The following is a 19470-nucleotide window of genomic DNA, read 5'->3' on the forward strand; positions in this document are numbered from 1 at the left end:
TACGAGGCATTCATGAAACGAATTGCGTTTGTGGGTACCGTCGGGGCAGGAAAAACAACGTTATTTAATGCGTTACAGGGGAATTATACCCTCGCAAGAAAAACACAGGCTGTGGAATTTAATGATAAGGGTGATATTGATACGCCGGGTGAATATTTTAGCCATCCCCGCTGGTATCACGCCTTAATTACCACGCTACAGGATGTGGACATGCTGATTTATGTCCACGGCGCGAATGACCCGGAAAGCCGATTGCCTGCCGGGTTGCTGGATATTGGTGCCAGCAAACGGCAAATCGCCGTCATCAGTAAAACGGACATGCCGGATGCTGACGTCGCAGCAACGCGAAAGTTATTGCTTGAGACTGGCTTCGAAGAGCCGATTTTCGCGCTAAACAGCCACGACCCGCAAAGCGTGCAGCAACTGGTGGATTATCTGGCATCTCTCACCAAACAGGAGGAAGCAGGTGAAAAAACTCATCACAGCGAATGATATTCGTGAAGCACACGCGCGCGGCGAACAGGCAATGTCCGTGGTTCTGCGCGCCAGCATTATTACCCCGGAAGCGCGAGAAGTAGCGGATCTGTTGGGTTTTACCATCACCGAATGCGAGGAATCGACGCCAGCAACGGTATCTGTGCCCGTAGAGAAAACTGAAAGCCAGCGTATCCGCGAAACCATCATCGCCCAGCTGCCGGAAGGCCAGTTTACCGAAAGCCTGGTCGCGCAGCTGATGGAAAAAGTGATGAAGGAAAAACAGTCGCTGGAGCAGGGGGCAATGCAGCCGAGTTTTAAATCGGTGACCGGCAAAGGCGGCATCAAAGTTATTGATGGCAGCAGCGTGAAGTTTGGTCGTTTCGATGGCGCGGAACCGCACTGCGTAGGCTTGACTGATCTCGTGACCGGAGACGACGGCAGCAGCATGGCCGCCGGTTTTATGCAGTGGGAGAACGCCTTCTTCCCGTGGACCCTGAACTACGACGAAATCGACATGGTACTGGAAGGGGAGCTTCATGTTCGCCATGAAGGCGAAACCATGATCGCCAAAGCGGGCGACGTGATGTTTATCCCGAAAGGCTCCAGCATCGAATTTGGTACGACATCCAGCGTGAAATTCCTGTATGTCGCCTGGCCGGCTAACTGGCAATCCCTATGAAAGATTTCATCACCGAAGCATGGCTTAGAGCGAACCATACGCTCAGCGAAGGCGCAGAGATCCATCTCCCTGCGGACAGTCGCCTGACGCCCTCTGCCCGGGAGTTACTGGAAAGCCGCCATCTGCGCATCAAGTTTATTGACGAGCAGGGCCGTCTGTTTGTTGACGATGAACAGCAGCAGCCGCAGCCCGTTCACGTGCTGACCAGTAGTGATGAACATCCGCAGGCGTGCTGCGAACTGTGTCACCAGCCAGTGGCGAAAAAGCCGGACACGCTGACTCACCTGTCGGCGGAAAAAATGGTCGCCAAAAGCGATCCGCGCCTGGGTTTTCGCGCTGTTCTCGACAGCACCATTGCGCTGGTAGTGTGGCTGCAAATTGAACTGACAGAACCGTGGCAGCCGTGGCTGGCGGATATCCGTTCGCGTCTTGGCAACATTATGCGTGCCGATGTGTTGGGCGAACCGCTGGGCTGCCAGGCGATTGTTGGGCTTTCTGACGAAGATCTGCATCGGCTTTCTCACCAGCCGCTGCGCTATCTCGACCACGATCATCTGGTGCCGGAAGCCAGCCACGGACGCGATGCGGCGTTGCTGAATCTGCTACGCACCAAAGTGCGGGAAACCGAAACCGTCGCGGCGCAGGTGTTTATCACTCGCAGCTTTGAAGTATTACGCCCGGACATCTTGCAGGCGCTGAACCGCCTTTCCAGCACGCTCTACGTGATGATGATCCTGAGCGTAACGAAGCAGCCGCTAACGGTGAAGCAGATCCAACAACGACTGGGGGAAACGCAATGATTATTGAACGTTGTCGTGAACTGGCGTTGCGAGCGCCCGCCAGAGTAGTTTTTCCGGATGCGTTAGATCAACGTGTGCTGAAAGCTGCGCAATATTTACATCAACAAGGTCTGGCAACGCCCATTCTGGTCGCCAATCCGTTTGAACTTCGTCAGTTTGCGCTCAGCCACGGCGTGGCGATGGACGGGCTACTGGTGATTGATCCTCATAGCAACCTCGCAATGCGGGAAGAATTTGCTCATCGCTGGCTGGCCCGCGCGGGCGAAAAAACGCCGCCGGATGCGCTGGAAAAACTTACCGATCCGCTGATGTTCGCCGCCGCAATGGTCAGCGCCGGTAAAGCGGATGTCTGTATCGCGGGCAACCTCTCTTCCACGGCGAATGTGCTGCGTGCCGGATTACGCATTATCGGCTTGCAGCAAGGCTGTAAAACGCTCTCCTCCATTTTCCTGATGCTGCCACAGTACAGCGGTCCAGCGTTGGGCTTTGCCGATTGCAGCGTAGTGCCACAGCCGACGGCGGCACAACTGGCGGATATCGCGCTTGCCAGCGCCGAAACCTGGCGAGCCATCACCGGAGAAGAGCCGCGCGTGGCGATGTTGTCGTTCTCCAGTAACGGCAGCGCCCGTCACCCCTGCGTTGCCAACGTCCAGCAGGCGACAGAAATCGTCCGTGAGCGCGCACCGCAGCTGGTCGTCGATGGCGAGTTGCAGTTTGACGCCGCCTTTGTGCCAGAAGTGGCGGCGCAAAAAGCGCCAGCCAGCCCGCTACAGGGCAAAGCCAATGTGATGGTTTTTCCGTCGCTGGAGGCGGGAAATATTGGCTACAAAATCGCACAACGACTTGGCGGATATCGTGCCGTCGGGCCATTGATACAAGGACTTGCCGCGCCGATGCACGATCTCTCTCGTGGTTGTAGCGTGCAGGAAATTATCGAGCTGGCGCTGGTGGCAGCTGTGCCGCGTCAGACAAAAGTGAACCGCGAAAGCAGTTTACAAACACTGGTTGAATGAACGGTCCCGTTCTGGACCCCTATAAAGAGGAAAACACAATGGAAGCATTAGGAATGATCGAAACCCGGGGCCTGGTTGCACTGATTGAGGCTTCTGACGCGATGGTGAAAGCTGCGCGCGTCAAGCTGGTTGGTGTTAAGCAGATTGGCGGCGGCCTGTGTACTGCCATGGTTCGTGGTGATGTTGCAGCCTGTAAAGCCGCAACCGATGCCGGTGCCGCAGCGGCACAGCGTATCGGTGAACTGGTATCCGTACATGTTATTCCGCGTCCGCACGGCGATCTGGAAGAGGTCTTCCCGATCGGCCTGAAAGGCGATAGCAGCAACCTGTAATCACCCTGTGTGACGTCGATCCGGGCGTCACGCTCTCTCCTTTTTCTTTTACCTTCCGCGGAGGGTAGGGGGAGTTTTTACCTGAAATACGCCACGGAGGCGGGTATGAAACTGGCAGTCGTCACAGGACAAATTGTTTGTACCGTACGCCATCACGGACTGGCGCATGACAAATTGCTGATGGTGGAAATGATTGATCCACAAGGTAATCCTGATGGGCAATGTGCTGTCGCCATCGACAATATTGGCGCGGGAACCGGGGAGTGGGTGTTGCTGGTGAGTGGCAGTTCCGCCCGCCAGGCGCATAAAAGCGAAACGTCACCGGTCGATCTGTGCGTAATTGGCATTGTCGATGAGGTGGTCTCTGGCGGTCAGGTAATTTTCCACAAATAAGGCAGAACATCATGAATCAACAGGATATTGAACAGGTGGTGAAAGCGGTACTGCTGAAAATGCAAAGCAGTGACACGTCGCCCGCCGCCGTTCATGAGATGGGCGTTTTTGCTTCCCTGGATGACGCCGTTGCGGCGGCCAAAATTGCCCAGCAAGGGTTAAAAAGCGTGGCAATGCGCCAGTTAGCCATTGCTGCTATTCGTGAAGCAGGCGAAAAACACGCCAGAGATTTAGCGGAACTTGCCGTCAGTGAAACGGGTATGGGCCGCGTAGAAGATAAATTTGCCAAAAACGTCGCTCAGGCACGCGGTACGCCAGGCGTTGAGTGCCTCTCTCCACAGGTGCTGACCGGTGACAACGGCCTGACTTTAATTGAAAACGCGCCCTGGGGCGTGGTGGCTTCGGTGACGCCTTCCACTAACCCGGCGGCAACCGTAATTAATAACGCCATCAGCCTGATTGCCGCGGGCAACAGCGTCATTTTTGCCCCGCATCCGGCGGCGAAAAAAGTCTCTCAACGGGCTATTACGTTGCTCAACCAGGCGATTGTTGCCGCAGGCGGGCCGGAAAACTTACTGGTTACTGTGGCAAATCCAGATATCGAAACCGCGCAACGCTTATTCAAGTTTCCGGGCATCGGTCTGTTGGTGGTGACCGGCGGCGAAGCGGTGGTGGAAGCGGCGCGCAAACACACCAATAAACGTCTGATTGCCGCAGGTGCTGGCAACCCGCCGGTGGTGGTGGATGAAACCGCCGACCTCGCCCGTGCCGCTCAGTCTATCGTCAAAGGCGCTTCTTTCGATAACAACATCATTTGTGCCGATGAAAAGGTGCTGATTGTTGTTGATAGCGTAGCCGATGAACTAATGCGTCTGATGGAAGGCCAGCATGCGGTGAAACTGACCGCAGAACAGGCACAGCAGTTACAACCGGTGTTGCTGAAAAATATCGATGAGTGCGGAAAAGGCACCGTCAGCCGTGACTGGGTGGGTCGCGATGCGGCGAAAATCGCGGCGGCAATCGGCCTGAACGTGCCGCAAGAAACGCGCTTGCTGTTTGTAGAAACCCCCGCAGAACATCCGTTTGCCGTGACCGAACTGATGATGCCAGTGCTGCCGGTCGTGCGCGTCGCCAACGTGGCGGATGCCATTGCGCTGGCGGTGAAACTGGAAGGCGGTTGCCACCACACGGCGGCAATGCACTCGCGCAATATCGAGAACATGAACCAAATGGCGAACGCCATTGATACCAGTATTTTCGTTAAGAACGGACCGTGCATTGCCGGGCTGGGGCTGGGCGGGGAAGGCTGGACCACGATGACCATCACTACGCCAACCGGTGAAGGGGTAACCAGCGCGCGTACGTTTGTCCGTCTGCGTCGCTGTGTATTAGTCGATGCGTTTCGCATTGTTTAAGGAGTAACCGATGGCGCACGACGAACAATGGCTTACCCCGCGGCTGCAAACGGCGGCAACGCTGTGTAACCAGACGCCCGCCGCGTCGGAATCTCCGCTGTGGCTGGGGGTGGATCTGGGCACCTGCGATGTGGTGTCGATGGTTGTCGACGGCGACGGTCAGCCGGTGGCGGTATGCCTCGACTGGGCCGATGTGGTCCGCGACGGCATCGTCTGGGATTTCTTCGGTGCTGTCACCATTGTTCGTCGCCATCTCGATACCCTTGAGCAGCAATTTGGTCGCCGTTTTAGCCATGCGGCGACCTCATTTCCTCCTGGTACGGACCCGCGTATTTCCATCGACGTGCTGGAGTCTGCCGGGCTGGAAGTGAGCCATGTGCTGGATGAGCCAACCGCAGTCGCGGATCTACTGCAACTGGACAACGCCGGTGTAGTGGATATTGGCGGCGGCACTACCGGAATTGCCATCGTGAAAAAGGGCAAGGTGACTTATTCAGCGGATGAAGCGACCGGCGGACATCACATTTCTCTGACTCTCGCCGGAAATCGCCGTATTTCGCTGGAAGAGGCAGAGCAGTACAAGCGCGGTCACGGTGACGAGATTTGGCCTGCGGTGAAGCCGGTGTACGAAAAAATGGCGGACATTGTTGCCCGGCATATTGAAGGGCAGGGCATTACTGATTTATGGCTGGCGGGCGGCTCCTGTATGCAACCGGGCGTGGCGGAACTGTTTTGCAAACAATTCCCGGCGTTACAGGTGCATCTACCGCAGCACAGTTTGTTTATGACCCCGCTGGCGATCGCCAGTAGCGGGCGAGAGAAAGCGGAGGGGATCTATGCAAAATGAATTGCAGACCGCGCTCTTTCAGGCGTTCGATACCCTGAATCTGCAACGGGTAAAAACATTTAGCGTTCCACCGATGACGCTTTGCGGTCCGGGCGCGGTGAGCAGTTGCGGACAGCAAGCGCAAACGCGTGGGCTGAAACATCTGTTCGTGATGGCAGACAGCTTTTTGCATCAGGCAGGGATGACTGCCGGGCTGACGCGTAGCCTGGCCGTTAAAGGTATCGCCATGACGCTCTGGCCATGTCCGGTGGGCGAACCGTGCATCACTGACGTGTGTGCCGCCGTGGCGCAGTTGCGTGAATCAGGCTGTGATGGGGTGATCGCGTTTGGCGGTGGCTCGGTGCTGGATGCGGCAAAAGCCGTGGCGTTGCTGGTAACGAATCCCGATAGCACGCTGGCAGAAATGTCAGAAACCAGCGTTCTGCAACCGCGCCTGCCGTTGATTGCCATTCCAACTACCGCCGGAACCGGCTCTGAAACCACCAATGTAACGGTGATTATCGACGCGGTGAGCGGGCGCAAGCAGGTGTTAGCACATGCCTCGTTGATGCCGGATGTGGCGATTCTCGACGCCGCGCTGACCGAAGGTGTGCCGTCGCATGTCACGGCAATGACCGGTATCGACGCGTTAACTCATGCCATTGAAGCGTACAGCGCGCTGAACGCTACACCGTTTACAGACAGCCTGGCGATTGGCGCAATTGCGATGATTGGTAAATCACTGCCGAAAGCAGTGGGTTACGGTCATGACCTTGCCGCGCGCGAGAGTATGTTGCTGGCTTCATGCATGGCGGGAATGGCATTTTCCAGTGCCGGACTTGGGTTATGTCACGCGATGGCGCATCAGCCGGGGGCGGCGCTGCATATTCCGCACGGTCTGGCGAACGCCATGCTGCTGCCCACGGTGATGGAGTTTAACCGGATGGTCTGTCGCGAACGGTTTAGTCAGATTGGTCGGGCGCTGCGAACTAAAAAATCCGACGATCGTGACGCTATTAACGCGGTAAGTGAGCTGATTGCGGAAGTCGGGATTGGTAAACGACTGGGCGATGTTGGTGCGGCATCTGCGCATTACGGCGCATGGGCGCAGGCCGCGCTGGAAGATATTTGTCTGCGCAGCAACCCGCGTACCGCCAGCCTGGAGCAGATTGTCGGCTTGTACGCAGCGGCGCAATAAATGCCGGATGCGACGCCTGTCGCGTCTTATCCGACCTGGGGGATTGCACATGTAGGGCGGATAAGGCGTTCACGCCGCATCCGCCAATGGCGCGGTGCAAGTGCCGGATGCGACGCTTGCCGCGTCTTATCCGACCTGGGGGATTACACATGTAGGGCGGATAAGGTGTTCACGCCGCATCCGCCAATGGCGCGGTGCAAGTGCCGGATGCGACGCCTGTCGCGTCTTATCCGACCTGGGGGATTGCACATGTAGAGCGGATAAAGCGTTCACGCCGCATCCGCCAGTGGCGCGGTGCAATTGCCGGATGCGACGCTTGCCGCGTCTTATCCGGCCTTCGGGATTGCACATGTAGGGCGGATAAGGCGTTTACGCCGCATCCGGCAATTAATTACAACTAACAGGGAGTAAAGGCGATGGGAATTAACGAAATCATCATGTACATCATGATGTTCTTTATGCTGATAGCTGCCGTAGACAGGATCTTGTCGCAGTTCGGCGGTTCGGCTCGTTTCCTCGGTAAGTTTGGTAAAAGTATCGAAGGATCGGGCGGCCAGTTCGAAGAAGGCTTTATGGCAATGGGCGCACTGGGCCTGGCGATGGTCGGTATGACCGCACTGGCACCAGTATTGGCCCACGTACTTGGGCCGGTGATTATCCCGGTTTACGAAATGCTCGGCGCAAACCCGTCAATGTTCGCTGGAACACTGCTGGCGTGCGACATGGGCGGCTTCTTCCTCGCGAAAGAGCTGGCGGGCGGCGATGTGGCAGCGTGGCTATACTCTGGGTTAATTCTTGGATCGATGATGGGGCCAACGATTGTGTTTTCCATTCCGGTGGCGCTCGGCATTATCGAACCTTCTGACCGTCGTTATCTGGCGCTCGGCGTGCTGGCGGGCATTGTGACCATTCCCATTGGCTGTATTGCCGGTGGTCTGGTAGCTATGTATTCCGGTGTGCAGATCAACGGGCAGCCGGTGGAATTCACCTTTGCGCTTATCCTGATGAATATGATCCCGGTACTTATCGTTGCGGTGCTGGTGGCGCTGGGGCTGAAATTCATCCCGGAAAAAATGATCAACGGCTTCCAGATCTTCGCCAAATTCCTCGTTGCATTGATCACCCTCGGTCTTGCCGCTGCGGTAGTGAAATTCCTGCTCGGTTGGGAACTGATCCCCGGTCTGGATCCGATCTTCATGGCTCCAGGCGACAAACCCGGTGAAGTGATGCGCGCCATTGAAGTTATCGGTTCTATCTCCTGCGTTCTGTTAGGGGCGTATCCGATGGTGCTGCTGCTGACCCGCTGGTTTGAAAAACCGCTGATGAGCGTCGGTAAAGTGCTGAATATGAACAATATCGCGGCAGCTGGCATGGTCGCAACCCTTGCCAACAATATCCCGATGTTCGGCATGATGAAGCAGATGGATACCCGCGGCAAAGTGATCAACTGTGCCTTCGCCGTTTCCGCTGCTTTCGCCCTGGGTGACCACTTAGGCTTCGCCGCTGCCAACATGAACGCCATGATCTTCCCGATGATTGTCGGCAAATTGATCGGCGGCGTTACGGCGATTGGCGTGGCGATGATGCTGGTGCCAAAAGAAGACGCGACCGCGGCTAAAACCGAAGCGGAGGCACAATCGTGAACACTCGCCAGCTACTGAGCGTCGGTATCGATATTGGCACTACCACCACCCAGGTGATCTTCTCCCACCTGGAGCTGGTCAACCGTGCGGCGGTGTCGCAGGTGCCGCGCTACGAATTCATCAAACGCGAAATTAGCTGGCAAAGCCCGGTGTTCTTTACCCCTGTCGATAAACAGGGCGGTTTAAAAGAAGCGGAACTGAAATCCTTAATCCTCGAGCAATATCAGGCTGCGGGCATTGCGCCGGAAAGCGTTGATTCTGGTGCCATCATCATCACCGGTGAAAGCGCGAAAACCCGCAATGCTCGCCCGGCGGTGATGACGCTCTCCCAGTCGCTTGGCGATTTTGTCGTCGCCAGCGCCGGGCCGCATCTCGAATCCGTGATCGCCGGTCACGGTGCCGGGGCGCAAACCCTTTCTGAACAACGGCTGTGTCGGGTACTGAATATCGATATTGGCGGTGGCACCGCGAACTACGCCCTGTTCGATGCCGGAAAAATCAGCGGCACCGCTTGCCTCAACGTCGGCGGTCGCCTGCTGGAAACCGACAGCCAGGGGCGCGTGGTTTACGCTCATAAACCGGGGCAGATGATAGTGGATGAGTGCTTCGGTGCAGGCACTGACGCCCGTTCGCTGACCGGCGCGCAGCTGGTGCAGGTTACCCGGCGGATGGCGGAACTGATTGTCGAAGTGATTGACGGAACGCTCTCGCCGCTCGCGCAGGCATTGATGCAAACCGGTTTGCTGCCCGCAGGTGTTACGCCCGAAATCATTACGCTTTCTGGCGGCGTGGGCGAATGTTATCGCCACCAGCCCGCCGACCCGTTCTGTTTTGCCGATATTGGCCCGCTTCTGGCAACGGCGCTGCATGATCATCCGCGCCTGCGTGAGATGAACGTGCAGTTTCCGGCGCAAACCGTACGCGCCACGGTGATTGGCGCGGGAGCACATACCCTTTCGCTCTCTGGCAGCACAATCTGGCTGGAGGGGGTACAACTGCCGCTGCGCAATTTGCCGGTGGCGATCCCAATTGATGAAACGGATCTGGTGAGTGCCTGGCAACAGGCGCTGATTCAGCTGGATCTTTGCCCCAAAACTGACGCGTACGTGCTGGCGCTTCCCGCCTCGCTGCCTGTGCGTTACGCCGCGGTACTGACGGTCATCAACGCGCTGGTCGATTTCGTCGCGCGTTTTCCGAATCCGCATCCCCTGCTGGTGGTGGCCGGGCAGGACTTTGGTAAAGCTCTGGGCATGTTGTTGCGCCCACAGCTACAACAACTCCCGTTGGCAGTCATTGACGAAGTGATTGTCCGCGCGGGGGACTATATCGACATTGGTACGCCTCTTTTTGGCGGATCGGTTGTGCCGGTGACGGTGAAATCACTCGCATTTCCTTCCTGAATACGGTAGTTATCAGGCGTGATGCTGGGTGGCGGGGTGTTAGCGGGATTATATCCGGCTGTGTATCCGGTGAAAGTGAATGGTCTGGCAGGATGAAATTAACGCTTTTGTGGCGAAAATGTTTTGGTGTGTTTTAGCACAACCCTGAAGAAAGAATAAAAATAAAAAAGGAAAAAACCAAAACCAGAAAAAGAAGAGAACCGGAAAGAGAAGAAAAAGAGAAAATAAAAAAATAAAAAACAAAAAAAGAAAGAACACTTTGATTTTCGCGTGTTTTTCGGGAGGTGCGCAAGCCTGTTCATCTGACCACGCAATAAATTTGTCCTTACAAAATAATAAGTTACTTCCTATACCACTTTTTTAGATAAGTATAACCAGAAAAAATCATTATCGGATTTGTGTGATTTTTGTTCGATTATAAGTTGTACTAATTATGGTTTGATGATTATTAATAGATTTAATAATGATGGCATAAAAACCCGGCGCGAGGACGGGCTTCGTTTGATGGTGTGTTTTGTAGCTAATCGTTGACTTTAAGGGTTAAGCAACAATATTAATCCCGCTCCTTGTCGCTGCCTCTTTGACGATCTTCCCTTCATCCTCCAGCTTTGCTAACGCCTTGTACATCCAGTGGCGACCAGGTGCGCCATGTAGCTTACCATCTTTGCCGACCTTGCCGAACGCATGTAGCGCCAACTCGTCGATAGTCCCCTTATATCCGCCTTGTTCCTTAAGCCATTGCTCAAGCTGTTCTACTTTGAATTTTGCCGGACGTCCGCCAGCCGCTTTTTGTTGTTTAGCTGGTTTTTCTACGCTATCGCTTTTGTTGCTTAAGTCAGTTATAGGTTGTTTGTCTCCGGTATCTGTTTTGTTGCTTAACTGTTTTTTCAACATATTAATCTCAGCTTTCAGTGCTGCGATCTGCTGTGCCTTTTGCTGGTTGTCACGTTCAAGCGTAATCATCTTGTTACTAACAATTTCGTCGCTACGCGCTTTATAATCCACGTCCAGCGCCATCCATTGATTGCCCTTGAATGGTGCGATGCCGTACACGCCAAGCAATGTCAGCATGTTATTTAGTTGTTCTGTGCTAACATCCCGGCTACCTTTCATGTAGCTGTTAAGCGCCTGCTCACCGATACCGAGAGCATCAGCTAACTCCTTGCGTTTCAGTTTGCCGCTACTGTTGACATAGCCCGCGCGGTCGGCGGCGGCAAATAGCAGATCCGGTAAAGTCATTGGCTGATACATTGTTCACCCCTTTAATTTGTCGCTAAACCTCTTGCTTTCTAATTTATCAACAAAATGGCGGGGTGGGTAGTGGCTTTGATGGGGAAGTTGATAGGGATCAAAAAACCCGGCGCTGGGCCGGGTCTTAGCAAGTTAGATGATTACTGGTTATCGCTGTCAGAAAGCAGTCCAATTGATTTAAAGAATTTCATCACATCCTGATAGCGATACAAGAAACCTCCGTGCTTCAGTGCTGGCATTCCCTCAACCGGATCCGGGAAAGGAGTTCCAGCATCTTTCCACTTCCTGACCAGTTTGAAAAATGAGGACTTACTAAGCCCGCCTAACATTTTTTGCACTTGCTCACGGTTAATAAGTATTGTTGCTGTCTTATCCATTATTTAATCTCCTGTGTGTTTATTTTGCGTACATTAAGGCAAACGCTCTTTTGGCTTTGCTTAGTTCATATTCGCGTTTTTCTATGATTGCCATCAGTTCTTGTGCGGTGACTGGCACGCCCGCTCTTATCAGCGCAATCTTAGTATCCATAGCGCACACTCTTTCACGCACCATATCGAAGATAATTTCCGCTCTATCGTGTTTCATGATTTCACCTCATATTTGTTGCTAAACCTTGTCACCCCTTGTTTGACTACAAAATACACCTGGTTAAGCGACTGATAAAATGATTTAGGTCAATTTATTGGTTGATGATTTATGTGTGATGGGATTTGTCTACAAATGGAAGGTTAGTCAATAAATGATGAAACCAGGGAATGGCGGTTATAATGCCAGCGGGGATTGTGAGGAAGGTTAAAGGGGCTGGCGTGGTTGTTGGCCCCTTTGTTTTTGGCGTTCTCTGGAGAAAATCCCGCCAGGATGGATTAAATGGCGGGTAAAAAATTCTCACCACTTCAATTAATCAGTGTATTTCAATCGCTTGTTTGCCAGGTTCGAAGTCCACATTGGACACCTATATTTCTGGCAGGCTTTAGAAATACCGTTCATGCGCGTGTACGTGAAATCTGGAAAATTAGCAGGGTAGTTGTGAGGGATTTTTGCGTAGCGGCGTTTGTGGCGGGATGGTCGGCGCAACTCAATTATGAGTTATAATATAAATCAATGACTTAGATAAATGTCGTGAAACGCGACGTTTAAATACCCTGAATCGGGGTGTTTGAAGGCCGCCAGTCTATCCCCCTGGCGTGGGGATTGGTTAACGGCGGCGGCCCTGGAGCATTCCGCCGGGCCTGGTTGACTCTCTTTGCATCAACCGCATCGCTGTATTCTCAATCGTCTGCTGCAACGCTTTGCTGTCTTGCTCGGTCCAGCCGTTATTGGCCTGTATGTTGTTTGTCACGTTCAGCGTGATGCCGCAACCGCCGCCAATATCGCGGCCCGGAATAATGCGACCGTTATCACCTGGGATCATGTACTGGCTGCCATTGTTCGCCTTGAATATCTCAGGCTTACCGTGTTCACCCACGCGGTACAGGTTGCCAGCACCAACCGCGCCGCCGTTGTAGCGTCCGCCACCGAAAGCTATCCCGCGAATGGCTGAAATGATCTGCGTACCCGCTGACATAGCTTGCGCATAGGCCGGAAGATTAGCCGGGAAGGGCAAGGCGTTTGCCTCAGCAAGCGCTTTCTGAAGGCTTAAAGCTGCCGACGCCAATACAAACCCCTTCTGCACAGCAAATAGCGCTTGATATGCCGCATTTTGCTCACCCGCGCCGTCTGCTATGACTCCAGACAGTTCACCGAAGAAATCGCCAAATGTGCCGATCAACTGCTGCTGATTGTTGAATAACGTGTCAGCCTCGTCTTTGATGATTTGCTGGCGGCGCATTGACGCGGTTTTCTGGATGGCGGTTAACGTGTTCTGGTACTGCTGCTCATCCAATACACCCAATTGTCTGTATTTATCCAGCGCCGCTTTCTTCTGCTGTTCCTGCATTTCTACTTGTGCCGCCGGATTCAATGCCTGGCCTGTTGCCGGATCCACGGTCGTTTGATATTCGGTCATTACCTGCTGCGTAAAGCGTCCGGCCTGTTCTTTCTGCGCTGCTAACTGCTTAGCCTTACGTTGTGCCTCTGCCTCTTCCTGTTTTGCTTTACGGGCAGCTTCTGCGGCCTGGCGTTTGGATAGCGCAATGGCTTCACGGTCTGCTCTGTTCTTCTCTTCCAGGGCGGCTTTTGCATCACGGTATGCCGTTTCCATGTTTACATATTCATCAATCTGCTCTTCGGTGTAGCCCTGGGCTTTCATCTGCATTCGTACACCTGCTTCCCAACCTTGTTCTATGGTTGCCAGGCGTGCGGCGACGGTGTCGAGCATACTGGTAAAGTTGGCGTTTCTGGCTTCTGTTGCTGCGTCACTGATAGCGCCTTTCAGTCGGTTTAGTTGGTCTTCCAGCATTGCGCCTTTGGTTTGTGCATCGACGAATTTGATAGCCAGTTCACGGAATGCCTCGTTACCGTTTTCTGTGTCCTGTAGCAATACCTGCATGAAGCCCGATAGTTCCTGCATGGCTTCCGGCGTTCTCGTTGTCGCGGCCCTATTTAGTGCTCGGATGAACTCGTAGGCTTGCTGGTTTGTCAGGTTGTATTCCTCGCCTATGTACATCACGGACTTAGCCAGCGTTGCCATCTGCGCCTGTGTGGTGGGCTGGTTGGCGTTAAGTATGGCTATCGCCTCTTTGTAGTCGTTGGTTGTGATTCCCAGGTCATCAAGTGCCTGCGCTGCCGCTTGTGCGTCAGCTTTACCACCCTGCAAGCTGCGCCAGAATGATGACATTTCCCCCTGCGCCTGTCCTGTCTGCTCTTTCAGGTCACGCAGTGCTGCAATAGCCTGGATCTCAGCCATGTTCCGCATCTGTTTCGCTACTTCAGCGTTAACCTTAGAAAGATTGGCGTAACTATCAGTCATCACCGTCACGCCCTGCTCATTTACAGCGATGACGTCGTTTAGCTTGGTTATCGCTTTATCCAGGTACTCAATTGATCCGGCTGCACTATCAGCGCCTTGCGATAGGCTTCCACCCATAGCGCCAGCGATAGCCAGCACCGCGCCCGCTACAGCGCCCATAGTACCGAAACCAGCTAATAACTGAGCGCCCTGTACGGCGAACGCCTGGAGTGCATTGCCGCCCATCTGAAGTTGTGTAGCAAGGTCTGCTATCTGGTATGATGCGTTACGGATTGCCGGGGAAAGGTTGGTTTTTACTGCTGCTGACGTTTTAGTTAACTGCGTATTTAACTTTTTGACGCCGCTATCAGCTTTCATTGCCCCGCGCTCTATACGATCGAATGCGTCGTCAGCTTGTTTCCCTGCTGTTAATAGCTTCCCTGTACGGGCGTCGACCTCGTAGTATATGGTCCCAAGATTTCTACTCATGATATTGCTATCCGCGTTGTGCGGACACCTCCAAAATTGTTGTTTACTCTGATAATTTCACATTGAAACAGTTTATTGCCGCTTCACTGTCTTCGTGTTCCGGTTTGCTTCAACCAATCACAAAAAACATCGCTTAATAGAATCAATGGCTTATAAAGCTGCATTAGCCATACTTCTTTGGTATTGATACTAAAAATCCAGTTTTTCCAGTAAAATCAGTACTGATATATGTCCATGTCGTTTTTAACGTAATGTACGTTACACGCACTGTGGATATATTCCGCCAGTCATCGCCCTGACGTAGCGGTGAATTACTTGCGAGGCTCACCCATCGGCCAGGCACCTTCATTGCGACGATAACCAATCCGGTACTCTTCCGGCAGCGGCAAGCCCTGCTCACGATATGGACGCAGATCGAAGCCAAAAACAGGATCGTCGTCGTAGGCGAGGAATAGCCCGGCAGGCTCTGCCACGCGTTCGATAATCAGTTCCCCATCTTCAACGAAGAAGATCAGATTATCGCGAAAGTCCGTTACCTCACTGACGTGATAACATTCGGCATGTGCGTCCAGCCAGGCTTCTCGGTATTCCTGAATCTCGGCTTCTGACCATGTTGAAACAGGACGCTCCCAAATTCCCAGGCTGGATTTGCCCTGGCGGGAGAATAATTTTGCCTCTTTGCTCTGCTCTGGTTTTCTGTTTAAAAAGCTCATTATTCTTCTCCTTTGAACGGATTGTTCTTGCTCTCTAATAACTTAGCGCGACCCAGTAACGTCCGGGCAAGCGCCTCCGCCTTCCTTAGCCTAAGCCCTGCGTCTTCTGCGTCCAGCTCTACATTCCTGATAGCCTCTACAGCCTGCTCCGCTGCGTCCTGGGCGTGAATCCACTTAAATATGCCGATATGCTCACGAAAGTCTGGATGCTCATATTGCCAGCGGCAGATTGTTCTGAAGCTCGGCATGTCAGGCATGTTGCCAATCTCTCTGAGACTATGGCCTTCAGCTACCAGCAAGCAGATTTCTTCAGCGATAGCGACCCCATACTTAGCGCTTTTTCTGCTTAAACTGGTGACATTAACAGGCAACTTATTGATTTCTTTACCATCACCCTCCATAATTACCCCCGAATTGATAGCGAATTGATAGCGAATTGATAGCGAATTACCCCCGAATTACCCCCGAATCACCATCATTTAACCCTCGCCTACGTCTGCGTCGATGCTTGCTAACTGGCTGTGTAGATCGCGTTCAATCATCCGCAGGCGCTTGATAAACTCTCGTTCTTCAGCATTACGAGGCGCATCTTTGGCATCAATATGCTTAAGCAGATCATGAAAGGTTCCGAAAACTAGTTCACTAAAGAGCCGGAGTTGTTGCCTTTTCATCGGCATATCACCGCTGGCATGACGGATTTCATTTACCTGGCGGGTAATAACGCGGGCCATCCCCGTGGCGATCCGAAGTGCTAACATGTCAATTTCCTCTCACTCTGTATAATGGGAAGCAGATTTAAACATTGCTAAAACACTCATTGCTTAATCTGTTAACTCAATTTCGCGTTGTTGGCCCGGTAGATCCGGGCTTTTTCTTACCTATTCGAAATAGCTGTTGAAGTCGGGAATTTTACTGCCACTGCCTGGCTTATTAGCTGGCGTGGAGAAATAAGATTCCAGATCCGGCGTTTTAGGCCCGCGCTGTGCGTTGGCGGCGGGTTGCTGTTCTTCTGGCTGTTCCTGCTGTTTACCACCAAATCGGCGTTCCAGTTGGTCCATCAGCACAACCATCATTTCCTGTAATAACTTTTCATCGACCTTATCGATGTTCTCTAACACAAGCGCCATGCCTTTTTTGAATTTCAGTTCAGCATCATCCGGTTCCGCTGCTGATTCGTTTGCCTTAACCGCCATAGCAATACGCTGGCGGGCCATATCTAAAAAGCTCATTTGTTATTCTCCCATATAAAAATAATTGTCTAGCTGATCGCGAAATTCTTTGGGACCATTGAAATACTCATCAATAGCGGCGTTGAATACAGGATCGCCATCGAAGTATTCGCTAATACGTTTATTCGTCTCGTCATCCCCATCGAAGTACTGTCTGGTAAAACTATCAGTGATCTCATTGCCGAAATATTCTCGCGGATTTGGTGCCTGCTGTGGCGCTGTGAATGCGTTTGTGGCAATGTCTGATTTATTGGCTTGTAGTTTATCGACGTTTGCCAGATACACGCCCAAAGAGCTATTTGACCCCATTACAGCCAACATTTCGCTTCGCATTGCCGCCATGTTCGGCGCGAGCGATGCTAATTGAGCTTTAATTTTGTCCACTTCCTGATTAACAATACGGTCAATCAGTGGTTGATTCGTGCGAATAATTTCCTGTGCCAACTGGCGAATATATTCTTTGCGTGTCATTTCTTATCTCCGTTCATCTCATTTCTGTAAAAAACCCATACCGTGGCCCAGGCGATTTGAAATTTTCCCGGCAAGCATCCGGCGAATATGTTTTTCGTTGATGATGTCGTGAGTGACCGGATCTTCACCTTTCATACATTCCGGCATCTGGTCAAACAATACGGAAGCGCCTTCATCAATAATCTCAGTTAAGACTGCTGGCAGCATATTAATGATGCGTTCTGCTTCGTCGTTCATTGCTTTATCGAACGCTTTTTTATCCATTGCTTCAGTAGAAGGCTTGTAATTATCGCCAACCAAATTAAGGTAAGTGTCATTTGGATGATACATGGTAATTTCCTCTTAAATGTGGCTTTTAAATACTTGTTTATGCGTTGCTACGCGAAAAATAGAATTTATTGTGTGCTGTTGCAGGTTAATTTTTGCGTGACGCTTTGCTGTAGTAGAACGCCATAATTTCAGATCGGATAAACTTAATTCGCGCACCGACCGGAGTAACCGGAACGGGCCAACCTTTAATCTTATTCATCCACCGGAATATCGTGCGACGGGTAACGCCGAATAAAGCGGCTACCTCGTTCACCGTCATTAATTCGCTATCATTCATGTTCTCACCTCGAAAAAGTAGCGGTGAGGAAAAATATGGAGAAAACCCTCACCGCGCCCTGAATGAAATTAAAGACCAACATCACAGTTGATACTTAATATTATATTCCTCATGTCACTGCTTCACATCTTTTACCATACAGTGAAAAGGGATATTCTGTAATATTTACAAAACTTTTAATTAGCAAGAAATAATTGCGCCCCTCACATAACGGCGCGATAATATTAGCGAGGATTAGCCATCCTCAACTCCAAAATGTGATCTATAACTACAACGATTGATTTCACTTCCCCGCTTTCTCCGGCGGGATTTTTTTTTGCCTGCAATCACCACATCAAATTAATTAAAGTCCGATGCCATTTAAACGCAATATAACGCTTCTGACGGCCTTAATTTTTGGCTATGCATTTGCTCATGTGCGATTAAATTACGCAGCCTTCACCGTGTTCTTCAGCGTCAGGATAACTTCTACGCCAGCACGACCACGGTTAATCACTACGGCGTCACCATTGTCTGACAGTTCGGATAACATCGCCGCCAGTGTACGGCGTCCGGGCGTCTTAGTAGGCCAGCACGCTTTGGCTAACGCATCACGCGATCCGGTAAAAGCACCGCCAACTGTTTTCAGATGGTCAATCAACGTTTGCACACGATAGCGCTTAGGCTTCCTTAAAGTGTGCAAAACTGCTGTATTGTCTGGCTTCGCGGCTGGTGGCGGGGTAATACTTCGTTGGTCCACATCCCAATCCAGATGCCACGGTGGCAAATCATCGAACGGGATAGATGACCAGTCTGTATCTCTCATGGTGTCTACTCCTTTGTAAGCGGCATGGTTGCCCGTAATTGCACACTTTCTACATAACTAGCGTATCGCCATCGCGGATAGGTCGCTAATTTAGTCAAAGTGTGCAAATACGTGATGCAGCAAGGGCTAGCGGGCGACTCGTTATCAAAATGAGCACGTCAGCGGGGAAAGTGTGCAAATACGTGATGTGGTGGGACGAAATAGCCTGGCAGGATTTGCGTGTGGTTGATTGGTCCAGATTTGGGCCAATGAGCAGGATCTGCGTGTGGTTTGCTCTCCCCAGTTTTGGGGAATGGTCCGATCTGGACTTTATTGATTTTATTGGTAAATCAAAAATGAGTTACGGCTGGCTTGTCCGGTGGGAGGCGGCTGTTTCATCCTGCATTTCTGCAAGTTCTTGATTTTATCTAACTTTCGCCAATGGCCTAAGTTGTTAATTCTTCCGGCGGCACAAATAAAAACGCCTGCGAGGGCAATGCAGGCGCTTTGTGTACAGGCTTATCAGTACGGGATGTGCGTTAGAAGGCGAAGCGGCGACATTCGCGGATCATGCGCCATTCGTATTGGTGAGTAATCCACTCATGCCACTCTTTTTTGTCTTTAGGGGCGTGTGGTTTGCGCATTTCACGGATTTTTTCGGCAATTTGCTTAGGGCTTACTTTGCTTTCTGATTGGCTTTGCATGATGGTATCCTCAAATTTTCGCGCAAAATGTGGTAACACCCTTAAAAGACTAACTTCAAAAGACTAAAACCAGGGGATGGTCCCTATCGCTACGCTCTAGGTACCATATATGGACGCTCCCGGAATGCAATGCTTTCTTCAGTTATGTAATAAAACGGG

The 19470-nt window shown here is 52.1% G+C and carries 25 protein-coding genes; 12 read left to right on the forward strand and 13 right to left on the reverse strand.

Features of this window, described 5'->3' with window-relative positions; genetic code table 11:
* The first annotated feature begins 12 nt into the window (after positions 1–12).
* From eutP to eutA, 11 genes are all read left to right on the forward strand, one after another.
* Complete coding sequence (eutP, locus tag HEN33_RS18110; protein ID WP_176262697.1) at positions 13–492, forward strand: ethanolamine utilization acetate kinase EutP; 480 nt, start codon at positions 13–15, stop codon at positions 490–492.
* Positions 467–1156: an ethanolamine utilization acetate kinase EutQ gene (gene eutQ, locus HEN33_RS18115; RefSeq protein ID WP_039020940.1), complete on the forward strand. Its 690-nt coding sequence runs from the start codon at positions 467–469 to the stop codon at positions 1154–1156. The genes eutP and eutQ overlap by 26 nt, the downstream gene beginning before the upstream one ends.
* A complete protein-coding gene (gene eutT, locus HEN33_RS18120; protein WP_176262696.1) occupies positions 1153–1956 on the forward strand; it encodes an ethanolamine utilization cob(I)yrinic acid a,c-diamide adenosyltransferase EutT in 804 nt (267 codons plus the stop codon). Before eutQ ends, eutT begins: the two co-directional genes overlap by 4 nt.
* Positions 1953–2969 carry a phosphate acetyltransferase gene (gene pta, locus HEN33_RS18125; RefSeq protein ID WP_105288158.1) on the forward strand — a complete coding sequence of 339 codons (1017 nt, stop codon included), beginning with the start codon at positions 1953–1955 and terminating at the stop codon, positions 2967–2969. Before eutT ends, pta begins: the two co-directional genes overlap by 4 nt.
* A 38-nt stretch (positions 2970–3007) precedes the next feature.
* Positions 3008–3301: an ethanolamine utilization microcompartment protein EutM gene (gene eutM, locus HEN33_RS18130; protein ID WP_000387713.1), complete on the forward strand. Its 294-nt coding sequence runs from the start codon at positions 3008–3010 to the stop codon at positions 3299–3301.
* Positions 3302–3406: 105 nt separating this feature from the next.
* Positions 3407–3694 carry an ethanolamine utilization microcompartment protein EutN gene (eutN, locus tag HEN33_RS18135; protein ID WP_000762196.1) on the forward strand — a complete coding sequence of 96 codons (288 nt, stop codon included), beginning with the start codon at positions 3407–3409 and terminating at the stop codon, positions 3692–3694.
* An 11-nt stretch (positions 3695–3705) separates the two neighbouring features.
* Entirely contained in the window at positions 3706–5109 is a 1404-nt protein-coding gene (locus HEN33_RS18140; protein WP_088541224.1) for an aldehyde dehydrogenase family protein, read from the forward strand.
* Positions 5110–5119: 10 nt separating this feature from the next.
* Positions 5120–5956 (forward strand): ethanolamine utilization protein EutJ, encoded by an 837-nt coding sequence (eutJ, locus tag HEN33_RS18145; protein ID WP_176262695.1) that lies wholly within the window; start codon positions 5120–5122, stop codon positions 5954–5956.
* The gene (gene eutG, locus HEN33_RS18150) at positions 5946–7133 is read left to right on the forward strand and encodes an ethanolamine utilization ethanol dehydrogenase EutG (RefSeq protein WP_176262694.1); all 1188 of its coding nucleotides are present in this window, start codon (positions 5946–5948) and stop codon (positions 7131–7133) included. Before eutJ ends, eutG begins: the two co-directional genes overlap by 11 nt.
* A gap of 416 nt (positions 7134–7549) precedes the next feature.
* Positions 7550–8776, forward strand: a complete 1227-nt coding sequence (gene eutH / locus HEN33_RS18155) for an ethanolamine utilization protein EutH (protein ID WP_000512386.1) — start codon at positions 7550–7552, stop codon at positions 8774–8776.
* The gene (gene eutA / locus HEN33_RS18160) at positions 8773–10176 is read left to right on the forward strand and encodes an ethanolamine ammonia-lyase reactivating factor EutA (protein WP_032184843.1); all 1404 of its coding nucleotides are present in this window, start codon (positions 8773–8775) and stop codon (positions 10174–10176) included. The genes eutH and eutA overlap by 4 nt, the downstream gene beginning before the upstream one ends.
* 540 nt (positions 10177–10716) lie before the next feature.
* Here eutA and HEN33_RS18165 read toward each other — a convergent pair.
* From HEN33_RS18165 to HEN33_RS18175, 3 genes are all read right to left on the reverse strand, one after another.
* The gene (locus HEN33_RS18165; protein ID WP_000284685.1) at positions 10717–11427 is read right to left on the reverse strand and encodes a helix-turn-helix domain-containing protein; all 711 of its coding nucleotides are present in this window, start codon (positions 11425–11427) and stop codon (positions 10717–10719) included.
* A gap of 140 nt (positions 11428–11567) precedes the next feature.
* Positions 11568–11804: a hypothetical protein gene (locus HEN33_RS18170; RefSeq protein ID WP_000361674.1), complete on the reverse strand. Its 237-nt coding sequence runs from the start codon at positions 11802–11804 to the stop codon at positions 11568–11570.
* A 19-nt stretch (positions 11805–11823) separates the two neighbouring features.
* Positions 11824–12012 (reverse strand): hypothetical protein, encoded by a 189-nt coding sequence (locus HEN33_RS18175; protein ID WP_000679884.1) that lies wholly within the window; start codon positions 12010–12012, stop codon positions 11824–11826.
* A 282-nt stretch (positions 12013–12294) separates the two neighbouring features.
* On the opposite strand from HEN33_RS18175, the gene HEN33_RS18180 reads away from it, so the two are divergent.
* Positions 12295–12519, forward strand: a complete 225-nt coding sequence (locus HEN33_RS18180) for a hypothetical protein (RefSeq protein ID WP_124035695.1) — start codon at positions 12295–12297, stop codon at positions 12517–12519.
* Between the two features lie 103 nt (positions 12520–12622).
* Here the strand turns inward: HEN33_RS18180 and HEN33_RS18185 are convergent, their stop codons facing one another.
* The 10 genes from HEN33_RS18185 to HEN33_RS18230 all read right to left on the reverse strand — a co-directional run bounded on the left by HEN33_RS18185 (position 12623) and on the right by HEN33_RS18230 (position 19311).
* On the reverse strand, positions 12623–14803 hold the full coding sequence (locus HEN33_RS18185) for a hypothetical protein (protein ID WP_176263490.1): 2181 nt from the start codon (positions 14801–14803) through the stop codon (positions 12623–12625).
* A gap of 311 nt (positions 14804–15114) precedes the next feature.
* Positions 15115–15516, reverse strand: a complete 402-nt coding sequence (locus HEN33_RS18190; RefSeq protein ID WP_040080076.1) for a hypothetical protein — start codon at positions 15514–15516, stop codon at positions 15115–15117.
* Positions 15516–15917, reverse strand: coding sequence for a terminase small subunit-like protein (locus tag HEN33_RS18195; protein WP_040080077.1), 402 nt, complete (start codon positions 15915–15917; stop codon positions 15516–15518). The genes HEN33_RS18190 and HEN33_RS18195 overlap by 1 nt, the downstream gene beginning before the upstream one ends.
* A gap of 78 nt (positions 15918–15995) precedes the next feature.
* Complete coding sequence (locus tag HEN33_RS18200; RefSeq protein ID WP_040080078.1) at positions 15996–16274, reverse strand: hypothetical protein; 279 nt, start codon at positions 16272–16274, stop codon at positions 15996–15998.
* A gap of 120 nt (positions 16275–16394) precedes the next feature.
* The gene (locus tag HEN33_RS18205) at positions 16395–16745 is read right to left on the reverse strand and encodes a hypothetical protein (RefSeq protein WP_040080079.1); all 351 of its coding nucleotides are present in this window, start codon (positions 16743–16745) and stop codon (positions 16395–16397) included.
* A 3-nt stretch (positions 16746–16748) separates the two neighbouring features.
* Positions 16749–17216: a hypothetical protein gene (locus HEN33_RS18210; RefSeq protein ID WP_040080080.1), complete on the reverse strand. Its 468-nt coding sequence runs from the start codon at positions 17214–17216 to the stop codon at positions 16749–16751.
* Between the two features lie 18 nt (positions 17217–17234).
* The gene (locus HEN33_RS18215) at positions 17235–17546 is read right to left on the reverse strand and encodes a hypothetical protein (protein WP_000274860.1); all 312 of its coding nucleotides are present in this window, start codon (positions 17544–17546) and stop codon (positions 17235–17237) included.
* An 85-nt stretch (positions 17547–17631) separates the two neighbouring features.
* Positions 17632–17823, reverse strand: coding sequence for a helix-turn-helix domain-containing protein (locus HEN33_RS18220; RefSeq protein WP_000999975.1), 192 nt, complete (start codon positions 17821–17823; stop codon positions 17632–17634).
* Positions 17824–18250: 427 nt separating this feature from the next.
* The gene (locus tag HEN33_RS18225) at positions 18251–18628 is read right to left on the reverse strand and encodes a hypothetical protein (RefSeq protein ID WP_242460305.1); all 378 of its coding nucleotides are present in this window, start codon (positions 18626–18628) and stop codon (positions 18251–18253) included.
* A gap of 518 nt (positions 18629–19146) precedes the next feature.
* Positions 19147–19311, reverse strand: a complete 165-nt coding sequence (locus HEN33_RS18230) for a hypothetical protein (RefSeq protein ID WP_157839308.1) — start codon at positions 19309–19311, stop codon at positions 19147–19149.
* Between the last annotated feature and the right edge of the window lie 159 nt (positions 19312–19470).

It is taken from the genome of Escherichia sp. 94.0001 (assembly GCF_013369155.2).
Classification (GTDB): Bacteria; Pseudomonadota; Gammaproteobacteria; order Enterobacterales; family Enterobacteriaceae; genus Escherichia; species Escherichia coli_F.